The 20,295-nt window shown below is 55.1% G+C and carries 12 protein-coding genes; 6 read left to right on the top strand and 6 right to left on the bottom strand.

All coding sequences use genetic code 11. The features are described from left to right. The first annotated feature begins 45 nt into the window (after positions 1-45). From SH421x_RS14030 to SH421x_RS14020, 3 genes are all read left to right on the top strand, one after another. Positions 46-3,009 carry a PVC-type heme-binding CxxCH protein gene (locus SH421x_RS14030; protein WP_488849789.1) on the top strand — a complete coding sequence of 988 codons (2,964 nt, stop codon included), beginning with the start codon at positions 46-48 and terminating at the stop codon, positions 3,007-3,009. A 71-nt stretch (positions 3,010-3,080) separates the two neighbouring features. Next, positions 3,081-4,466: a hypothetical protein gene (locus SH421x_RS14025; RefSeq protein WP_488849787.1), complete on the top strand. Its 1,386-nt coding sequence runs from the start codon at positions 3,081-3,083 to the stop codon at positions 4,464-4,466. Between the two features lie 101 nt (positions 4,467-4,567). Continuing rightward, on the top strand, positions 4,568-5,131 hold the full coding sequence (locus SH421x_RS14020; protein WP_488849785.1) for a hypothetical protein: 564 nt from the start codon (positions 4,568-4,570) through the stop codon (positions 5,129-5,131). A gap of 6 nt (positions 5,132-5,137) precedes the next feature. Here SH421x_RS14020 and SH421x_RS14015 read toward each other — a convergent pair whose 3' ends face one another. The 5 genes from SH421x_RS14015 to SH421x_RS13995 all read right to left on the bottom strand — a co-directional run bounded on the left by SH421x_RS14015 (position 5,138) and on the right by SH421x_RS13995 (position 17,353). After that, positions 5,138-10,492 carry a HEAT repeat domain-containing protein gene (locus tag SH421x_RS14015; protein WP_488849783.1) on the bottom strand — a complete coding sequence of 1,785 codons (5,355 nt, stop codon included), beginning with the start codon at positions 10,490-10,492 and terminating at the stop codon, positions 5,138-5,140. Between the two features lie 209 nt (positions 10,493-10,701). After that, positions 10,702-13,332 carry a HEAT repeat domain-containing protein gene (locus SH421x_RS14010; RefSeq protein WP_488856406.1) on the bottom strand — a complete coding sequence of 877 codons (2,631 nt, stop codon included), beginning with the start codon at positions 13,330-13,332 and terminating at the stop codon, positions 10,702-10,704. Between the two features lie 203 nt (positions 13,333-13,535). Beyond that, on the bottom strand, positions 13,536-14,348 hold the full coding sequence (locus SH421x_RS14005) for a hypothetical protein (RefSeq protein WP_488856404.1): 813 nt from the start codon (positions 14,346-14,348) through the stop codon (positions 13,536-13,538). 125 nt (positions 14,349-14,473) lie between these two features. Continuing rightward, positions 14,474-14,863 (bottom strand): hypothetical protein, encoded by a 390-nt coding sequence (locus SH421x_RS14000; protein WP_488856403.1) that lies wholly within the window; start codon positions 14,861-14,863, stop codon positions 14,474-14,476. A 210-nt stretch (positions 14,864-15,073) separates the two neighbouring features. Next, positions 15,074-17,353 carry a serine/threonine-protein kinase gene (locus SH421x_RS13995; protein WP_488856402.1) on the bottom strand — a complete coding sequence of 760 codons (2,280 nt, stop codon included), beginning with the start codon at positions 17,351-17,353 and terminating at the stop codon, positions 15,074-15,076. A 166-nt stretch (positions 17,354-17,519) separates the two neighbouring features. Here SH421x_RS13995 and SH421x_RS13990 point away from each other — a divergent pair, with 166 nt between their 5' ends. Then, complete coding sequence (locus SH421x_RS13990) at positions 17,520-18,131, top strand: sigma-70 family RNA polymerase sigma factor (RefSeq protein ID WP_488856400.1); 612 nt, start codon at positions 17,520-17,522, stop codon at positions 18,129-18,131. A 23-nt stretch (positions 18,132-18,154) separates the two neighbouring features. Then, a complete protein-coding gene (locus SH421x_RS13985) occupies positions 18,155-18,472 on the top strand; it encodes a hypothetical protein (RefSeq protein WP_488856398.1) in 318 nt (105 codons plus the stop codon). Between the two features lie 168 nt (positions 18,473-18,640). Here SH421x_RS13985 and SH421x_RS13980 read toward each other — a convergent pair whose 3' ends face one another. Continuing rightward, entirely contained in the window at positions 18,641-19,027 is a 387-nt protein-coding gene (locus tag SH421x_RS13980) for a hypothetical protein (RefSeq protein ID WP_488856396.1), read from the bottom strand. 338 nt (positions 19,028-19,365) lie between these two features. Here SH421x_RS13980 and SH421x_RS13975 point away from each other — a divergent pair, with 338 nt between their 5' ends. Beyond that, positions 19,366-20,289 (top strand): hypothetical protein, encoded by a 924-nt coding sequence (locus SH421x_RS13975; protein ID WP_488856395.1) that lies wholly within the window; start codon positions 19,366-19,368, stop codon positions 20,287-20,289. The last annotated feature ends 6 nt before the right edge of the window (positions 20,290-20,295 follow it).

Below are 20,295 nucleotides of genomic sequence, written 5' to 3'. Positions count from 1 at the left end.
TCCTACCGCGTCGACATACGCGTCTCTCGCCGAATTGGAGTCTTTATGCCGTTGAATTTTGCCACCCTTTGGCGATCCGCCGCTAGCTGTTTGCTGTTGGCCGCGTGCTGCTCGGCCGAAGAACTTGACTTCTCTGACCAACTACCGCGAATTGCTCCGCGAGAACCGGCTGAAGCATTGCAGACGATGCAAGTCGCCCCCGGTTTTCGCGTCGAACAAGCAGCCTGCGAGCCAAATGTTGTCGACCCCGTCGCGATGGCGTTTGATGAAGATGGCCGGATGTTTGTGATCGAGATGCGCGGCTATTCTGAAGATGACGGCCTAGTCTTGGGTCGCGTCCGATTGCTCGAAGATCTTGATGACGACGGCGTCTACGAGAAGAGCACTATCTTCGCCGACAACTTCTCGTGGCCAACGGCGATCACGTGCGTCCGCGGCGGCGTTTTGGTTGGCGCCGCGCCTGACATTTTCTTTTTGAAAGATGACAACGGCGATGGAGTCGCCGATCAGCGCCGCGTCGTCTTTACCGGGTTTGGCAAGACCAACGTCCAAGGTCTGTTGAATACCTTCCAATGGGGTCTTGATAATCGCGTGCATGGTGCGACCAGCAGTAGCGGCGGCGTAGTGAAGCCGGTGGTTGATGGTCAGCCGCAAGGAGACGGGGTTAATCTACGCGGTCGCGACTTTGCCATCGATACCGCGGCGATGACCCTGGCTCCGACCAGCGGCGGAGCCCAGCACGGAATGAGCTTCAACAGTTGGGGAGACAAATTCGTTTGCTCCAACAGCGATCACTTGCAACAAGTGATGTACGAGGATCCTTACTTTAGTCGTAATCCCTATGTCGCGCCGCCGAGTTCACGGCGCAGTATCGCCGCCGATGGCCCTCAGGCTGACGTTTACCGTTCGAGCCCGGTCGAGGATTGGCGCGTGATTCGGACCAAGCTGCGTGCCGAGAAAATTGTCCCCGGCGTGGTTGAAGGGGGAGGGCGGCCGGCTGGTTATTTCACCGGCGCGACCGGGGTAACAATCTTTCGCGGCGATTCCTGGCCTGCCGCACATCAAGGGGATGCGATTGTTGGTGACGTCGGCAGTAATCTGGTTCATCGCAAAAAACTAATCCCGCAAGGAATTGCCTACAGCGGCGTGCGATGGGATGAAAAGAGCGAATTCCTCTCGTCGAGCGATATCTGGTTTCGACCCGTTCAATTTGCGAACGCTCCGGACGGTTCGCTCTACATCGCCGATATGTACCGCGAAGTGATCGAGCATCCCGCGTCGTTACCGCCGATGATTAAAAAACATCTTGATCTGACCAGCGGTCGCGATCGAGGTCGCATCTATCGCGTGGTGGGCGAAAATTTCCAACGACCGACGGCGCTGAAGATGTCGCAAATGTCCGTAGAAGAATTGGTGAAACTACTCGACGATTCGATCAGTTGGAGACGTGAAACCGCGGCTCGATTGTTGTACGAACAGGCGAACCAATCTGCGGCGCCGCATTTGAAATCGATGGTGACTGCTGGCCAATCGCCGCAAGGCCGCGTGCTGGCGCTCTACGCGCTTGCCGGATCGAAACTGCTCGACGCGACGACTTTATCAGCGGCGCTCGGTGATGCAGCGCCACGCGTTCGGCAACACGCGATTCGCTTAAGCGAACCGCTGCTGGGCAAATCACCGGCGCTGCGGCAAAAGATCGTTGCTTTGGTCACCGATAGTGACCCACATGTTCGATATCAGTTGGCGTTCACGCTGGGTGAATTGCCTGCCTCCGAGAAACAGGCGCCCTTGGCGCAATTGGTCCACTCGGACGGCGCCGAGCCATACTTCGCCGCCGCCATTCAAAGCAGCGTCACCGAAGGAGCAGGGGCGCTGTTAGCGGAACTCGCTAAAGACCCACATGAGCTGTCGAAGGGTGAAACCGAATTGATCCTAGCGCTAGCCAAGCAGATTAGCAAACAGCAGCGAAAAGAAGACATTGCGGCAATCCTGGCAATGCTGCCATCATTAAACAAAGCCAATGCGCCGTTTGCGCAGCAATTGATTCAACAAATGGTCAATAGCGGCGACACTTCGTTAGCAACGCAATTGGCCGCTTCCGTAGAAGCAGGCGGCGAGTCGATGCTGCAACGAATTTATGACCAAGCGGTCGCCGTGGTTGCTGACGATCAAGCGCCGCTCGCCAAGCGTGCGGCAGCGATCCCGACACTTCGCTTTCGCCCCTTTGACGCCGAACTGTTTGCCAACTTGCTAGAGCCCTCACAACCGCTCGCTTTGCAACAAGCGGCGCTGCAAACGCTCGCCTACTTCAAATCGGCCGAAGTGGCCGACTTGGTAATCGAGCGCTGGCCGGCGATGAGCCCTGTGCTGCGACAGTCGGCGTTTCAAGTGCTCGCAGCGAATCCGCATGGCATCGCCAGCTTGCTGGATGCAGTGCAGGCCGGCAAGATTCGGACCGCCGATCTCGACATGACCTTGGTGCGCACTATGAAATCGCTGGTTAACGATGAGTTAGCGATGCGGATCGACGCGTTGATGAAGTCGCAAATCAAATCCGATCGCGATGCGATTATTGCGGCGTATCGTCCCGCGTTGCAAATGCCGGGCGACGCGACGCGCGGAGAGGCGATCTTCGTGAAAAATTGCGCCAGCTGCCATCAGCTCAACGGCAAAGGCCATGCGATCGGACCCAACCTGGCCGCGATGAAAAACCGCGGCGCCGAAGCGATCTTGATCAACCTACTGAATCCCAATTTAGAAGTGAATCCGCAATACATGAGTTACGTCTGCCTGACGAACGACGGCCGGGCGCTGACCGGAATCATCTCGAACGAAACCGCTACCAGCCTGACCCTGCTGCAAGCAGAAAACAAATCCGAAACGATCTTGCGAATCGATATCGATCAACTCCGCAGCACCGGCGTATCGCTGATGCCGCAAGACTTAGAGAAGCAAATCGACCAGCCCGCGATGGCCGACTTACTGCGATATTTGCTGGATGAAAAGTAACAAGATTCTCACCTCTGCTGGCTGCGACTAGTCCCCCTTCGATTCCTTCCTTCCCATGGATCGCCATTACTATGCGAAATGCACTGTTCCCGATTCCACGAATCACGTTCGCTCTGCTCTTGATCCTCTCGATGTTGGCGACCTTGACATCGGCCCAGGAAGTTCGCATCGCGACCTTCGCGTCTGACGCTTCGCCGCCTGTGGGAAGTCCGTTGGCGTATGTGAAGACGTTAGGTGTGACCGAGCCGCTGAGTTGCCGGGGGCTGATCTTGGCGGGCAACGAGACGCTGGTCTTTTGCACCATCGACTGGCTGGGGGTCGCCAACGAGTCGCAAGATGATTTTAAGCAAGCGATCGCTACGGCGGTGGGAACCAAGCCTGAACTCGTGCTGTTTCATGCGCTGCATCAACATGACGCTCCCCGCGCCGATCATACGACAACCGACATCCTCCAAGAGTTGGGCGTGCCGAATCAGCACTTTGACGAGCCTTGGATTCAGTCAGTCGTCCGCGGCGCCGCCGCAGCCGCCAAAGCGGCGACTTCCCAACTGCAAGTAGTCACCCATTACGGCATTGGTGAAGGAGAGGTCGAAGAGGTTGCCTCGAATCGGCGAATTGTGGGCGAAAGCGGCAAGGTCGAGTTTACCCGCAGCTCGGCGACGCCTAGCCCCAAGGTGCGCGCCATGCCGGTCGGACTGATCGATCCAATGTGCAAATCGATCACCTTTTGGAACCACGAGCAGCCGATCGCGGCGCTCACCTTTTACGCGACTCATCCGCAAAGTTACTATCGCACCGGTTGGGCCAATCCAGACTTTCCGGGCATGGCTCGCAACGCACGGCAACAAGAAACTGGCGCGTTTCACTTGCACTTTAATGGCGCAGGAGGGAACGTCACCGCCGGCAAATGGAACGACGGAGCGCATGAGAACCGCCAAGTTTTGGCGGACAAAGTTACCCTCGGCATGCAAAAGGCCTGGGAGACAACAAAGAAGTTTCCGATCACCGCCGCTGACATCTCCTTCCAATCTATCGACGTGCTATTGCCGTGTGCGCCGCATCTGAACGAAGCAGATCTCTTGACGCTGATCAACAATGAAAAAGCGTCGGTCTTTGATCGCATGAAAAGCGCATCGCGATTGGCGTGGGTCCGACGCTGTGAACGAAAGCAGCCGATCGCCGTCTCGTGCTTATCGATTGGCGAAGCGCGCATCTTGTTCATGCCGGGCGAATTGTTTGTCGAATACCAACTGGCGGCTCAGAAGATGCGGCCGGACTTGTTTGTCGCTATGGCCGCCTATGGCGAATACGGTACAGGCTATATCGGTACTGAAGTCGCATACAGCCAAGGAGGCTATGAAACGAGCCCCACGGCCTCGTATGTCGCGCCGCGCGTCGAGCAAGTTTTGCTCAACACGATCTCGCAATTACTTCAATCAAACGATCCGACCAAGTAACGTAATCACGATAAACCCCCAATTTTTCGACTTTTGCGGCCAAATCGCATAAGATGGTAATTAGTAACACAACGCAAACGAGTGCCGCTGGGAGAGAAAACTTGGGATTTACCGTCTATTACCGTACGATTGAACCTGTTTCGGATGCGACTTCTGTCAAGATCACGGACGCGGCGACCGCAATTTGCCGCGAGCGTGATTGGCTAAGCTGCGAACCGGTGATTTTTTTTGATACCGCCGACGGTCACCTCCAAGGCGGCAGCAAACCCAACTTTTCTCCGCATCCCAAAGAAGTCGCTTCCTTCAACAAGCAAGATCTTCCTGATGGGACCATGCACGACGCCCTGGAAGTATTGTGCGAACTATCACGCGAACACGGCGTGAACTGGCAATTTTCGCACGATCACGATCCAGGTCCCATCGGCTTTATCATCGACGGCAAATGTGACGAAAATCTATTCGCCCAAATCGAAGCACTCGACGAACTGGTGACGTTGATCTCCGGCGTAGAAGGCTCCAACGCCGAATCGCCAAACATCTATGTCGAAGACGATCTGGTCGATGATATCGTAGAAGATCTGGGAAATTTTGAACCAGAAACGGAAGAGCAAATGGAAGCAGAAGCCGAGGGAGAAGAGCCCCCAATTCTAAAATTCCCTGGTTAACTTCCATCAATAATCATCGCTAATCATTTCTTCCAAAGGCGGCTCAATGCCTGCTTGCTGAGCCGCCTTGGCGTCGATCTTCCAGATGGCGTTACCAAGGGTTTGCTGTGATTCCCTATCAGACTGGGAGTAGAATTCCCATAGATTCGGCAAACAAGGTTTCGCCGCCGGGCCAATTTGTCCGAGAGCATACACGATCACCCAGCGTCGCGTGTCGCCTTCTAGGTCGATGTTGGACGAATCGTCCAACATTTTCTGCAAAGCGGGAACCGCAGGCGACGCGGCCGGTCCGATATCTCCTAATGTACTGATCACCGAGATTTGCAGCTTCTCATCGGCCAAGAGCGGCAACAGGAGAGGGATCGAGTCGCTGGCCGCTTCTGGGTACTGGCCCAAGGCTCGAATCGCGGCGATACGAATCAATAAGTTCTTGTCTTCCATTTTCTGCTTCAGAATCGGCAGTACCTTTTCGGCCGATTTGTCCTGTTTGGCCGCCGCTTTGATCGCAGCCGCCGTGATTTCCGGTAGCTCGGTATCGACCATCGCCAGCAACGGATCCAGGTAAGCTGCGTCTTGCTGCTCGAGATGCTTGATCGCGTTGGCCGCCGCCAATTGGAACTTGAGATCAGGCGAGTTCAGCGCATTGATCAATAGGGGCGCGATCGGTGTGAGTGCGGCGATCCTCTCAATCTCGTAGATTGTATCGTACTTTTCGTAGGGATCGGCCAGTCGTCGCTTGTATTCGGCGACCAGTGCATCAGTAGGAGCGCCAATCGCGATGATTGCAGCGGTGAGCGAATCCAGGGACGTTTCGCTGCGCAGCTTTGCGTCGAGCGCCGGTCCTGCTTGTTTGGCGGCTGGGCCAATTAACGCTAGAGTTTCGATCACAAAGTCACCCAAGTCTTCATCGGGAATGTATTTGATCAATCGCGGAACTGCAGGCGCCGCTTTAGGGCCAATCGAGCCCAGCACGTGAATCACATTGACTGGTTCTTCTGACTTTTCCAAGAGAACCATCAAACGAGGAACCGCCGGCGCCGCCGTAGCGCGCAAATCTTGCAGTCCCTGCGTAATCGTCCAATCCGACTCGTCCAACTCAAATTGCTTCATCAGCGGCTCGAGCGCCTCTATCGCATTTGAATCAAGCCACGCGAGGATCAACGCGGCTGGCACATTGATCCGGGGATCTTCTGAGGTTGCAGCAGTAAGCACCCCAGCTGGGACCATGTTCGCGTGTTTTGGCTCTTGCCGATAGCGAATCGCGTGGTAGTACGCCCAGAGGGCCAACGATTGTTTCTTCGGATCGTCGGTTTCGGCGAGCCGAGCAACTAATTTTTTCAACGGCAAGCCGCGCAGTTTGTAATGGACTTGTCTTAAGGCTTCATGATTCTCCTGCGACACAATCAATTCGATCAGAAAGTCCGCGGCGGCGGGAGAATCTTGCCCCAAGTCCGCGAGTAGCGAAGCGCAGTAGGAGTTCTCCAGGGGTTTCATGGCAACGGGCGACAGTCGCTCGATGAGTAGCGGAATGAGCTCATTCGCTTCGCTTTCGCGAGAGTTCAAGGCTTGGTCGACGCGATGTTCCAATTCAAAATCTTCACTCTCGAATCCTTTCAGCAGAGCTGGTCCCAGCTTCAGGTTGGGAGTATCGGTCGCCGCCAACACCAATGCCGCCGCTGTGGCCCGTGTTGGATCCTCGCCGTTCAGCTGACCGATCAAATTGGTCGTGATCGCTTCGTCCAGTTGCAGTTTTCGAGTCGAAAACAGGTAGCGGTCACAGAGGCCATACAGCAGCGAGATGCGGGCCTCCTCCGTGAGTTTATTATCTTTGGTCTCCACGACCTCGATCACCTTGGCGGCGCCACGGTGACCGCCGTTAAGCAACGCTTGCAAGGCAAATTGGACAACATCTTTATTTTCATGGCTCAGAAATTCCGCTAGAGACTCCAACGTGTCGTCGTCATACGAGCGAGACGCCTCTCTCGCCCCCAAGATTTTCACGGCGGCGACCTTGGTCTTTTCTTGCTTCAGCAGCGAGATCATCGCAGTGACAGCGGTTGGCGACAAAAAGTTGTATTCCATCGCTTCAACCACATACTCAACGCTCCTTTCGTCCTCAGAAGCAACCAAGTCAAACAGTGCTTGCTCGGCCTGGGGTCCCAACGGATTCTCATCGTCGCTCATCGCGTTCAGTTTTCTTATCACCTCCTTTTGTAGCGGGCCTCTTTTTCGGCTCGCTGAGATAAGTGCTTCCAAGACTTGCGGCGAGTCGGGTTCCGAATAGGCAAGCGCCAGCGCTGCCCAGGTTCGCAGCTCTTGATCATCGCCGGCTAATGCGGCAAACAACGGCTCAAAGGCCGAGTTGCGTCGGTCAAAGGGGGAGTGTGGCAGGATCGAGATCGCGTACAGACGCGCTTCTTGCGGCTTCTGCGGATCGAGAATCAACGAAATCAGCTCTGGTATCGCCTGTAAACGGCATTCATTCAGCGCATTACGCACTCTCCATTTGTCAGTTAGTCCATCAAGACTGGCGACCAGCGCGGCGATCGCTTCCGGGGTTTTTTCTCCCAAACTCACCATGCCGATGGCGCCGGTCACTTTCATCTGCGGATCTTCGTCCGCGAGCAGATTTTGGTAGATCAGCAGTGCTTCCTCGAAGGAATACGACGTTTTTGAGAGCAGATCCAACGCAGTTTCGCGCACCCGCTCTGAATCACTCTGCACAAGTTCCAACAGCGAAGAAGACGCATTTTCACCCAGACCGTTCATATATTTCGCGACCGCTAAGCGATCATCAGTATCCAACTGGGTAAAAGCAGCCACGGCGACGTCCGGATCATCGGGGGCAATTTCCAGCAGCGCCAGCACTGCCAGGGCGCGGACGTTGTGATGGGGATCGTTCAGCGCCAGTTCTTTCAGTTTGGGCAGCGCCGCGATGCTCGCCTGTTTCATCGCGCCCAGCGAAATGATCGCTTCCTGTCGATCCCAGACGCTCGAACTATCCAGGATTTTTGCGACCGCGTCGGCGCTGGCGCCCGCTTCGGGTCCAATCGCCGCCAATGCTTTCAAGACGCGAGACCGTTGATTAATATCGCTGAGCAACTTAGGGGCGACCGCGGCAAGTTGCGGGCCGCCTGACTTGATTGCGATCAGTGCCTGCAGAGCGCGCCAAGGATCTTTCCATTGGCCAGCCGCTGTGGCCAAGGCGGGGCCTGCTTCTTTGGCGGTGGGGCCAAAGCTTTCTAGCGTCTCCGCGGCGTTATTCCGGTCGCTTTCATCTTGCGCCGTTAAATAGCCCGCGACCAGCGACGTGGTCGACGCCGCTTTCGGGCCAAGCTTGGTCAGCATGTCGAATGCCAGACTGCGATCGAAGGGGTCCTTCCCATTCGTCAACCTCTCGACAATCAGCGGCAGTAACTTGGCAGCATCCAAATCGTTCGCAGCAACGACGCAGGAAAGCGCATCCAAGATTTCGCTGTAGTGAATGTCATTCGGCTTCGTTATCGCCAACAAGCTCTCTAGCAGCGGTAGACTCAAATCGGGATGAGCACCGATCGATCCCAACGCACTAATTTGCGCGCTGAGAAGTAGATGATAGTCGTCCGCCTCGGGATCCAACTGCAACTTCACGATGATCGGAACCGCTTCGGCGGCCGCAGCGCCATAATCGGGTAGCCCATTCAAGATAGGTTGCGTCAACTCTTTGTCTTGAGTCTGCAAGATTTGTGTTAAGATCGGCAGCGCCGGTTGATACTCATGCCAACAAAGCTGCGCGATGGCTGCTTTCTTGATTCCGATTAGGCTATCCGCATTGAGCGCCGCTAGAAGTAATTCGTCGGTTGCAGAGTTGGGACCATTCTTACATTCGTTGAACACGATGCCGACGGCGCCTCGCAGTTCGGCAGGCTGATCGGCGCCGGCGAACTGCTGCGCGAACTTCATAATGTCGGCGTTGACGTCTTGAATTTCGCGGCCAAGGGACCTGCGAACTTGCGCCAGACCGATCAGGGCCACCGCACGCTCGTTCACCGGCTTCGACTCGTCAGCTACAAATTTTTGCAGAAGCGGGTACAAATCCTTGCCGCTGTCGCTGAAGGTGTCGTAGATATCCCCTTGGTTATGGAGCGCCAGCTGGATCATCGCCTGTAAGCGAATTTTGGGCGAGCCTCGGCATTCGATTATCGCTTGCTGGATGTCACTCCGTTCAAACTCGCCCGCGGTATCTAGGGCCGCAATCAAAATCGGAACCACGCGATCAGATGGCGGGTCGAGCTTGCCCATCGATTGGTAGGCGGAAGCCCTCACGATCTCGCCTGGATCACTGCCCAACTTGACGAGCGCGTCCACAATCTCGGGAGTCGTCGGGCGGATCTTTCCCAGCGTTTCGGCCACTTTGGAGCGTTCAAACAAATCAGAATCTTTGCCGGCGCCCTTTATAACGGCGGTGACCGTCGCGGCATTCGGCTTCTTCAACAGGGCAATTCCTGCATAGGCAATTTCGCGGACTCCATAATCTGAGTTAGAGAGCAAAACGAGTAACTCCTGTTCCGCCCCCAATTTCCCCAAGGCTTTCCCGGCGTCCACGTTTTTTGCTGCTGCTATCTTCATGATCTGCGGAATCACTGGCTTAGCCGGATCGCCGATGGCCGCTAGAGTGATGATAATTTCATTGCGATTCACGACAGCAGGATCCGACAGCTCGTGGGCAAGGTAGGGTACCGCTGGCGCGGCCTCGGATCCTAGTACTCGCATCGTCAACAATGCTTGAAAGCCAGCGACTTTGTCGTGAAGCAGCGTCACCAATTCGCCCAGCGCCTGCTCTGATTTCCAATGCTGCTGCTCCAGGCCAAACCGAATGTTCGACGCGGCGGCTGCGCGAACGCGCACGTCCGGATCACGCAGCGCGCTGCGCATCACCTGCAACGAGTCCTCCTTACGCGTGCTATCTTTGTCCGGCAAGTACTCACACGCTTTCTGCCGCACCGCTGCTTGCGGATAAGTGAGCGCCAGGTCAGCGACGGCGTCAAAGTCCTTCGCTTGATACGAATTCAGCAGCCGCTGGACTGCTTCCGGCACCGGCGTATCCTCGGCGTTCTCCGCACCAGAAAACGCCGCTCGCAGTTGCGGTGCAGCAGCAATCACTAGCGGCGGTAAATTGGACTTTGTCAATTCGCCATGCGGCGCATTTTCGACCAATGTTGTGGTCGCGGGAGACGGCTTGTCCAACAATTCGTTGTCGGTCGACTCGGCGACGTTTACCAGGTTTTTCTCTGTTTCCGCGGTTGGCTTGGCGCTGTTGGTCGATCCATAACAACCCACCAACAGAATGGTTAGCAACAAGCCAGTAAATCGGCGATCCATCAATGGACTCCGAGGGTAGAGATGGAAGAGCGGCTTCTAATTATGCGGAAGCTGTCATTGTGGACCAAATGGGAGATGCACACAACGCAGAAGAATCAGAGGCCAAGCGCAAAGCCCCCTGATTTTGAAATACCCCGGTGAAACGCCGCGTCACGCAGTCGGCAGGCCGAGCGGTTAGTCTCCAGCTGAGCGTAAGCGACATGCTAGATTTACGAAGCATCGGGAGCGATTTCCAGCAGCGCCTTCGTTGCAGCCTCGCGTACGTCCGAATCGGGATCATCCACCGCCATCGCTTTCAGCTTCGGCACCGCTGACCTACTCGCTTGTTGCATCGCGGCCATTGTATGTACCGCTCTGAGTCGCTCCCACGCATCAGGGCTGTCTAATATTTTGACGACCGCAGGCACGGCGTCACCCGCAGCAGGTCCCAGCGCCTCTAATGTTTTTAAAATGTGTGCGCGGCGATCAAGATTCTCTAGCATCTTGGGGGCGACGGCGGCGAACTCAGGCCCGCCTGCTTGGATCGCGATCAGCGCATCGAGCGCTTCCGTCGGGTTCTCCCAACTCGCGGCAGCTTCGGCAAGCGCGGGGCCTGCTGCTTTTGCGGCCGGGCCAATATTCTTGAGCACATTGGCCGCATTATCTCGTTCTCTGTCATCCTCTGATTTCAGGTAGGTAATCATCAGCGGCGTCGCGGCCTCCGCTTTCGGACCGAGCGCGCTGAGCATTTTAAACGACTCTTTGCGCACATGTTCTTTTGGGGAGGTCTTCAATTGTTCAACTATTTGCGGAAGCAACTGAGTCGCATCTAAATCGTTGGCAGCGATCACTTGGCAACGCGCCAGCTGGATCGTGCTCTCAAGATAAATATTATCGATTACCGCAGCTTGCATTTTTTCCAATTGTGGAAGACTCACATCTGGCTGAAGACCAATTTGCCCTAATGCTTTCGCCTGACTTTGGAGAAAGCTGCTTTCTTCCCCCATCGATTTATCGTTAGTCATATCAACGATGACAGGGACGGCGTCCTTCGCGGCCTTACCAAAACTGCCGATCCCGTCCAGTACGCTCATCGCCAATTTTGGATCTGGGGATTTCAACGCATCAATCAATGCGGGCAGAGCTGGCGCATACTTTCGAAAGCAAAGCACTGCGGCCGATTTCCGCCGTATCCTGGAGAGACCGTCGCTGGTGACGCCGGCCAGGATCAAATCACTGGTTGCGTCGTACGACTCACCACACTCGCTCATCACCAAACCGGCGGCGCCTCGCAATTCATCTGGCTGGTCGGGCCCAGCGTACTTTTGGGCCAGGGCACAGATCTCTCTGTTCACTTCGTCGTAATCACGCGGCAGCGAGTTTCTTACTTGCTCAAGCCCCATCAACGCGAGCACGCGCTGGTGCAGCGGATTCTGTTCATCCTGCACAATTTGTTGCAAGAGTGGATAAAACTCACCGGCCCCTTCATACAAAGCGGAGGAAAGATCCTCATCGTTGCGGGCCGCCATTTCTAGCAGCGCCTGAAGTCGGAGTTCCGGCGACCCCTTGCAGACGGTCAACGCCTGAACAATCACATATTTGTAACGGTCGGTCTCTTTGTCGAGCGCCGCGATCAAGATCGGAATCACCTTGTCCGACGGTGGGTCCAAAGTTCCCATCGATTCATACGCGGACGCGCGAACAGCCTCTTCTTCGTTGTTCGACAGCAGGATCAGTGTCTCGACAATTTCTGGCGTCGTGGGGCGAATTTTGCCGAGGGTCTTGGCCGCCGCCGATCTTTCGTAGTGCAACCCATCCGTGTTTTTCGCACCTTTCAGGACCGCTTGGACCGTCGCGGGTTGCTGCGGCTGCTTGAGTCGTTCGATTCCTTCGTAGCCTAGCATACGGACCTCAGAGTCAGCATTTGACATCAGTGTCATCAGCGCTTCTTCTGCGCCGATATCTCCTAACGCGCGTCCGGCGTAAATGCTTTGTTCCGCTTCGGCGATCTTTAAAATCTGTGGTACTGCCGGCATCGACACCGGACCAAGGTAACCTAAGGTGCTCAAAATATTATCTCGTCGCTCCGACTTTGGTCCTGCCAATTCTGCCGCTAAATAGGGAACCGCAGGCGCCGCGTCGGAACCCAATTGGGTCATCGTCGACAAGACGTTACCGTACGTCTGTGGCTCTTTGAGCGCCGTAACTAGCTCACCCAGCGCTTCCTGTGCTTTCCAACCGGCGGATTCCTGGCTGAAACGAATCGTATAAGCCGCCGCAGCACGAACTTCTGGACTAGGATCTTTTAGCGCAGCTCGCATCGTTAACAATCCATCGTCAGGGCGAATCTTATTGATCTCGTAGATCTTTTGACACGCTAGGCTGCGAACCTCGGCTTGGGGAAAGGTGAGGACAAGCTGGATCAGCGCGTCAAGATCCTCAAACTGATACGTGTTCAGGATCCTCTGTACATCTTCGGGGATGGGCGTGCCGGGCGGATTCTCTTTGCTAGAGAAGGGGAGAGGAGGCTGCGGCACATCCGGAATCACCAGCGGCGGCAGAGCGGACTTCGCCAAATCGACAGGTGGTGCATCTTCAACTGGCATCTCCGCCGGCTTGTTTGGCTCGCTGGGCGTTTCCACTTTGGGCATCTCTGCATCTTCGCCGCCCAACGAAAACTTACTGGGATCAAAACCATCCAGCGCATCGCTTGGCTTCTCTCTCATCGGTTCTGATTGGGTCGTCTCAGCAACAACGACCGGCGGTTTATCGACTTCGACGGTCGACTTGGCGGTATCGCTCGACCCGAAACAGCCCGGCAGAAGAGCAGCCACCAGCAAAAAGGCAATTCGGCGATCCATCGAGGGCTCCAAAGAAGAAGTCGAAGAGCAGCGTTATTCAGATTCCCCCCCCATTGTGGCCGATATATAGGAGGCATGCAACGCTGTGGCAAATAGGTAGGAAGCATCTCAATGATTCGATCTGCTCGATGGTATTGGTAAGAAACAAAACTGCCCAACACAATCTTGTGAGGGCAGTTTCCGTGCGAGTTGGCTCCTTAGGACTAACGAATCCGAAAGGCAGTTTGCTCAGCATCTCCCAGGTCGAGATCGTCCAAGTTGATCGAATCCATCGGCGAGGCCGGATTGGCCGGAGCGGCTACTTCTCCATTGGTGACCGGCGCCGGGGTGATCACCGGAGGAACCGTCGCGTCGATTACAGGCTCGACCACGGTCGTCTCTTCGACAACCAGCGGAGCGATTTCGCCGCGACTGAGGATCAGAACGTTGTTCACTTCGTTGCATTCGATCAGTTCGTCAAAGCTATCGATCGCTACGATCAACGTATCAAACGGGGCTGCGGCGCCGGCCAGATGGTTGATCGACAAACAAGCCAAGGGCAACTGAATTTGCAGTTCGAGTACGGCGCCTGCTTCGATGCGTGGTACCGTGATGACCGCGTTGGGCGAGAACGGATGAATCTGTCCCAAGGCGCCGACCACCGATACGCGAAAGTTGCCAACCGAAATTTCACTACAGTTTTGTAATTGAATCTGATAGATCGGACCGGCCGTCTCACAAGCGTCGGTAATCAAGCTGACACTCAGCAGTTGTAAATCGCCTGGCTTGGACATTGCGCCAAAGTGAGGATTGAACATCGCTCCGCCGAAACCAACTTGGCCCGACTCACGCAGCATGCGAGTCTGCATCAGCAGGTGAATAACATGCCCACAATTGTGCGTCCGCATCCCCAGCACTTGATCGGTCCGAATGTTGGCCGCGTTGATCGGCGCTACGATCGACTGAGCAAAGCTATTGGTGATCGCAATTCCTGCGACAAAGCTCAACGTTAGCAACACGTACTTAAAACGAGACATGATTTTTACTCCGGTATGATTTGGATTAGCGCTGCTGTTACAAATTTGGATGAAAAAAGAGCCCGACGGCCAAAAGCGGCTCGTCGGGCTGGAGGTGTCGGTCTACTTCGCTTCTCGGCTGGTGCTTAGTAGCAACCCCAGTAGCTGGTGTAGCAGGGAGCGTAACAAACCGGAGCGTAGTAAACCGGGCGATAGCAGCTGTAGTAAGGACGGTAGCAGTTGTAACCGTATCCATACCCGTAGCTGTACCCGCCGCCGTAGCAACCATAGTTGCTGTATCCGCGGTAGCCGCCGCGATAACCAAAGCTGCGGAAGCAGGCTTCTACCGCTTCGTCTTCGCTTGCTGTACCGGCGTTATCGGCCAGCTTGTCAACGTCGATATCGAAGCTTTCATCGACGATCGAGACCTCTGCATCTTGAATGTTGGTCAGATTCAGACCGAGGGAGTCATCGGCTCGCAGAGCGACAGTGAACAAAAAGACCGGCACGATCGCGAACAAAAATTTCTTCAACATGGCTTGGGTTCCTGGTACGGCCTGGTTGGGTTTAAGGTCAACTGGTTGCCGTGTGTTTCAGTTGACTTGGTTAACTTGTTACTCTGCACAGCGGGAACCCGAAGTATTTGTTACATCGATTTGCCAGAAATTTTTTTGGCCGCAAGAAATGGGCGTGATTGCGCTAAATGTGGCTCTACCCCGCTGTAGAAGCCAAGAACAAGCGTGAAGCTAAGAGCGGCTAGAATCGCGCGTATCGGTGAAGAGTTCCGCCGTTTTTAGCAGCGCTTCGATATCGGCATGAACCGAGCGAGACAAACTAAGCGCAAATCCGAAGCCGATGGCGCCAGCAGCGCTAAGTACTTTGAGCGCTAAGCTACTATGCGGGTCATTCATGTGACCGGCCGAGAGGAGCAGCATCACGCCGGCGGCAGGCACACCCCCGGCCAAATACAGAAACCAATCTACATGCTTGGCCATCCAGCGCAGCTCACGAACGTCTGACTTGCTCAGCGGCTCTGCTTCTAACAACGGCGGCACAAACGCGCGAATCGCCAGCGTCGAGAGAAAGAAAAACGGATAAGCGGCGGCGATCATACCGCAGATCAACAGCGAACCGAGAAAATGCGCATACCACTGACGCTCGAGTCCTCCTAGCAGAATATGCAGCGCGACCGGATAGGCGATGCCTGCGATCATCCACTCTAAGATCCCCAGATAGCTGATAAAGCGTCCCACGCGAAAGGCGCGGCGGCGCGCTTCTTGCAGATCGGTCGGCGGTTCTTGATTGAGTACATGCCGCAACCCTTTGACATAGGGCCAGATGTAAATCCCTCCTAAAACGATCGCCAAGGGAAACGCGATCGAATTGATGACAAACTGCACGTTCCAGAACGCGGCGTAAGAATGGGTCCCTTCTAATCGGCGGATGATCGCCTGATCGTTGTAAACAAAGTTGAAGAAGCCAGCGACGGCGTTTGGCCCGATGCCTCCTAGCGTAGTCGCTAACAACGGATGTCGCGTCGCCCAGGCCAGCAAGCCGCGTTTCGAGCGATCTTGAAGTCGCGCAACGCGCGGCTCTAGGCAAAGTCCTAAATCTCGCGCCAGATGGTCAGCCGTTTGATACCGATCGCGCGCTTCCGGTTTCAAACAGCGCTGCAAGATCACTAACAACCGCCGCCCCACGTCATCGGTCGGCGCCGTTTTTGGCTCAGGGACCTGATCACGACGGATGTCAGCCATGCCTAGCAGCGACGTATACCAACTGCCGACGATCGCCTCGTCGCCAAAAGGACGCTCGCCCCACAACAATTCCCACAGCAAGACACCCAACGAAAAGACGTCGCTTCGTCCATCCAAGTCACTCGCTTGACAAGGATGCTCGGGATGACACGCTTCTAACTGCTCTGGCGACATATAAGCGAGACTACCGCCGAAATAGGCGGCCGGACTGGTCCCTTCTAGTTGCGAGCTAAAGCTGATGTTGAAGTCAGCCAGCTTCGCCGTGCCGTTCGCTTCTAACAGTACATTGGCCGGTTTGACGTCTCGATGCAAAATCCCTTGCTGATGGGCGTAATGCAAGGCGCTGGCTAACTCCATGCCGATTCGACAGGTAATCTCGGACCACGAGCGATCGGCCAATTCTGATTTCAGGGGAACATTTTGCGCGGTGACGACGCCGGTCTTGTCCAGCGTTTCGGCAATGGTTTCCGCCAGCAAGCTGGCGTCGCGGCGTTGTTTGCGATTTCCATCACGGATGACCGAATGCAACGTGCCGCCGGCGACAAACTGCATATACAACAGCCGCAGATTATCTCCAGGCAACCGGCATTGATCGTAGACGCGGACGATGTTGGGATGATCAAGCTGGGCAAGAGTTTGCGCCTCAGTCCCGCGATCCATCGATATTTTGAGCGCCACCAGACGCTGCATCGTTTCTTGGCGAGCCAAAAAGACGCTGCCGAAAGCGCCAGCCCCCAGACTCGACATCAGATAAAAGTCCCCCACCCGATCACCGGTGACGAACTTGGCGTGGGCGCGGCCATCCGACAGCGACGTGGTCATCGTCTCGCTATCAAGCTTAAACAGCCGAACAATCGCATCGGCCTGAGCGGGAAAGCGATTCCCATATTCTTTCAAATCAACGACTTCGCCCGACGTTTTGCGAACATGATATTCTTCAAAGATCAGATCGGTCGGCATCCCATCAGGGCGACTCAGTTCTGGAAATCGCTCATGGTAATCTTCAAGACGAAGAAAATCACAATTCCGTTGACGTCGATATTCCATGTCGATCTTGACCAGCTCGATCAAGACCATTCGGCGGAAGACGCCGATATCGGGAGGCAAAAATTCGCTCAACCGGGGCGGCAACGAGTCCGCTTCCCATTGCTCAAGAAACCGCTCCATAAACCCGGCCAGCGCATCCCAACTAGCGCCAGCGTCATCAAGCTTTAATGGAATCGTCGGCTGGTCGTCGATATTGATTGGCGTTTTACCTGGCAGTCCCATACGTCATCCTTGCGCTGGAGGCGCATTACCAAAGGCGAAACGATTTTCGCTGAGCGCGAACAGAATGACAAGTGAAGTTCAAAAAGGGAGATCGTTTTATTTCTAAATGTGGTAATATTCTTGCTCAAAGAAGTGGTCCAGCGGACGAATTGGGAGCGATATACACGTGAGCGATGAAGCGACGCTGATCGAAAAGATCCGGACTGGCGACATTGACGCGCTGGGAAGGTATATCGAGGCCCGCAAACCTCAATTGATGGCCTATATCCATCGCCGACTGGGGCCAGCGATCAAATCCAAGGTCGAAGCCGAGGATATCTTCCAAGATTCCAGCGTCGAAGCAGTCCGCGCAATCACCCCAGAATTCCCCGGCGACAAAGATCCCTTCTCCTGGCTTTGTCAGATCGCCGAGCGGAAGATCGTTGACGCCCATCGACATCACTTTGGCGCACAAAAGCGAGACGCAGGCCGCGAACGTTCGCTAGACGGACGTCCTGCCGGGGGAAACGGAGACGTCGGCTTAGTGAATCTACTGGTCAAAAGCATGACCACCCCCAGCAAAGCCTTTTCGCGCAATGCCCGCGAATCACGCCTGCAAGCGGCGTTGGCCGAGCTGCGAGAAGATCAACGCGAAGTGATCCGTCTGAAATACGTCGAAGGCTGGCCCTCCAAAGATATCGCCAACGAGTTGGGCAAAACCGACGCCGCCGTACGCGTCTTATTAACCCGCACGCTGAAACAACTGCAAGCAGTTTTGGCCGAACAAGAGTTACGGTAGAACTGCATTGGAAACGATTTGCGATGGCCGCCGCCGAATTTATAGATCCGGAATCAATTGCGAAGGCGGTTATTGCGTGGACGGGATATGGATCTTCGAGCTATCCAATTCGTGACGAAAAAGCGGTCGTTCGCCTCTTTTCCGCGGAGATGGCGTCCAAAATTTTGCCCCTGCTTGCTCTACTAGAATCTGAATTTTATCAATCCGATGCGTGCAAGTCGCCTGCAGGTCTTGCGAAAATCGGCGAGATGGCGTTGCAAGACTTCAAAACGCTTCACCCCGAATTGCCAGACCGGATCGCAGAAGCGTTCGCGTGGTGCTATACGTATGACTTCAAGTAGGTCGATCACGAAAGGATCGGTCGCTGCTTCGCTCGTGCTTCGAGCTTCTTTCGTCATTCTGATTTCGACATCTCCAAGCGACCACTCTCTGCATCAGCGCACCAAAAAAGCCCGACGGTCGCTTGGATCCGTCGGGCTCAGAAAGTTTACGCGGCGTCGCGCTCGTGCTTAGTAGCAACCCCAATAGCTGGTGTAGCACGGGGTGTAACAAACCGGAGCACAATAAACCGGACGATAGCAGCTGTAGTACGGACGATAGCAGTTGTAGCCGTAACCGTACCCATAGCTGCGGTAGCCGTAGTTGCGATGGCCGCAGTTATGGAAGCCTTGGCTGCGATATCCAAACCGGCGGAAGGAAGCTTCGATCGCCTGGTCTCCGCTTTCGCTGCCGGCATCGGACGCTAATTGATCGACATCCAGGCTCAAACCTTCTTCGACAATCGACGCATCGGCGTCTCGTATGTCACTTAGCTCAAAGGTCAGCATGTCATCGGCTCGCAGCGCGACGGTGAACAAAAAGACCGGAACGATCGCGAACATGATTTTCTTCAACATAGCTTGGATTCCTGATACAGCGTTGGGTTAGGTCAGAAGTCAACTGAATCGCCGTTTGTTTCGGTTGACCTGAATTGCGTTGATACTCAGCAAAGCGAGAACCCGAACCATTTGTTACCGTCATTTCACAATAATCTTTTGGCCGTAAAAAACAGACATCTTGCGCGGCCTTCGCATTCCAGAAGTCTGTGAGTCTAAATGACTGGTGATAGGCGCTTAATGGCCGTATTCTCTCTCGCAAAACATTACCTGTAACAAACCGCTGCGATTCTCGCTTTACTAGGTAGAAGCACTTCGCTCCCCCTAGAAATCCGCAGTTCCCAGTCGCAGGTAATCTCATGTTCAAAACAATCGCTCCTTTGGTTTGCGGCCTGGTGGTTTCGCTGGTTTCTGTCGGTCAGGCAGATGAAAGCGACCTTTTTTCAGAGGTTCGCACCGACGCTGTCTTCGTTGATAGCACCAAGACCCCGGGGACGACGCCGCGGGTCACCCGCATCAGTTCGACCGAACAACTTCGCCAAATGCTGGCCGACGCCGGTCTCGAGAGCAAAGTTGCTGGATCTCGGGTCGTGCTGGCCAAAAAGGTGCTGGATGACTGGGCGTTCAACGTACTGGTGACGATCTCGGCCGATGAGATGAACATTGGCCTAACGCTCCCGCTCAGCACGCTCAAAGAAGACGCTCAACCGACTTCGGCCCAGCTACTAAAGCTGTTAGAAGCGAATCAAAAACATGCTCCTGCTGTTTTTACCTTCAGCACCCAGCGAAAACGAACCGAACTGTTCTGCGTGCTACCCAATGAGTCAATCACTGGGCAAAAACTTCGCGACGAAATCAACAAGCTGGCGGTCGTTGCCCAAGCAACCACGGATTTGTGGAAAATGCCCGGTGACGATTTGAAAGGTATCGAGACCGAGACAACCGCAAAATCGAGCTCTGCGACGTCGGCTCCTTCTACCTCGGTTTCGACCGCAGCCCTGATCGGCGCCTGGAGCGCCGCGAAGTCCAAGACCGAAGCGATCGCGATTCGATTTGACATCGCAGACAAGTTCCAATTGGTCTACATCAAGTCAGGCAAACAAACGAAGTCGAACGGCAAGTTCTCGATCCAAGGCGAGAATCTGGCGTTGATCGGCGACGATGGAGTCCGCCTAGAAGGAAAGCTAGAGCTCACGTCAGCCAGCAAGTTCACCTTCACTCCGTCGGCCGCGATCGGCAAGCTGGAGTTCCAAAAAGCGAGCAACGCCAAGCCGGGCAATTAGGCTGCA

It is taken from the genome of Blastopirellula sp. SH421 (genome assembly GCF_057808535.1).
Note: the sequence above shows the minus strand (reverse complement) of the source record. Positions and strands in the feature narration are given on the sequence as shown.

What these genes read in the sequence shown, in the direction of transcription:
- SH421x_RS13975 (WP_488856395.1), top strand. Translation starts at nt 19,366, where the DNA reads ATGTTCAAAACAATCGCTCCTTTGGTTTGCGGCCTGGTGGTTTCGCTG.
- SH421x_RS14010 (WP_488856406.1), bottom strand. Translation starts at nt 13,332, where the DNA reads ATGGATCGCCGAATTGCCTTTTTGCTGGTGGCTGCTCTTCTGCCGGGC.
- SH421x_RS14030 (WP_488849789.1), top strand. Translation starts at nt 46, where the DNA reads ATGCCGTTGAATTTTGCCACCCTTTGGCGATCCGCCGCTAGCTGTTTG.
- SH421x_RS13995 (WP_488856402.1), bottom strand. Translation starts at nt 17,353, where the DNA reads ATGGGACTGCCAGGTAAAACGCCAATCAATATCGACGACCAGCCGACG.
- SH421x_RS13985 (WP_488856398.1), top strand. Translation starts at nt 18,155, where the DNA reads ATGGCCGCCGCCGAATTTATAGATCCGGAATCAATTGCGAAGGCGGTT.
- SH421x_RS14005 (WP_488856404.1), bottom strand. Translation starts at nt 14,348, where the DNA reads ATGTCTCGTTTTAAGTACGTGTTGCTAACGTTGAGCTTTGTCGCAGGA.
- SH421x_RS14000 (WP_488856403.1), bottom strand. Translation starts at nt 14,863, where the DNA reads ATGTTGAAGAAATTTTTGTTCGCGATCGTGCCGGTCTTTTTGTTCACT.
- SH421x_RS14015 (WP_488849783.1), bottom strand. Translation starts at nt 10,492, where the DNA reads ATGGATCGCCGATTTACTGGCTTGTTGCTAACCATTCTGTTGGTGGGT.
- SH421x_RS13980 (WP_488856396.1), bottom strand. Translation starts at nt 19,027, where the DNA reads ATGTTGAAGAAAATCATGTTCGCGATCGTTCCGGTCTTTTTGTTCACC.
- SH421x_RS14025 (WP_488849787.1), top strand. Translation starts at nt 3,081, where the DNA reads ATGCGAAATGCACTGTTCCCGATTCCACGAATCACGTTCGCTCTGCTC.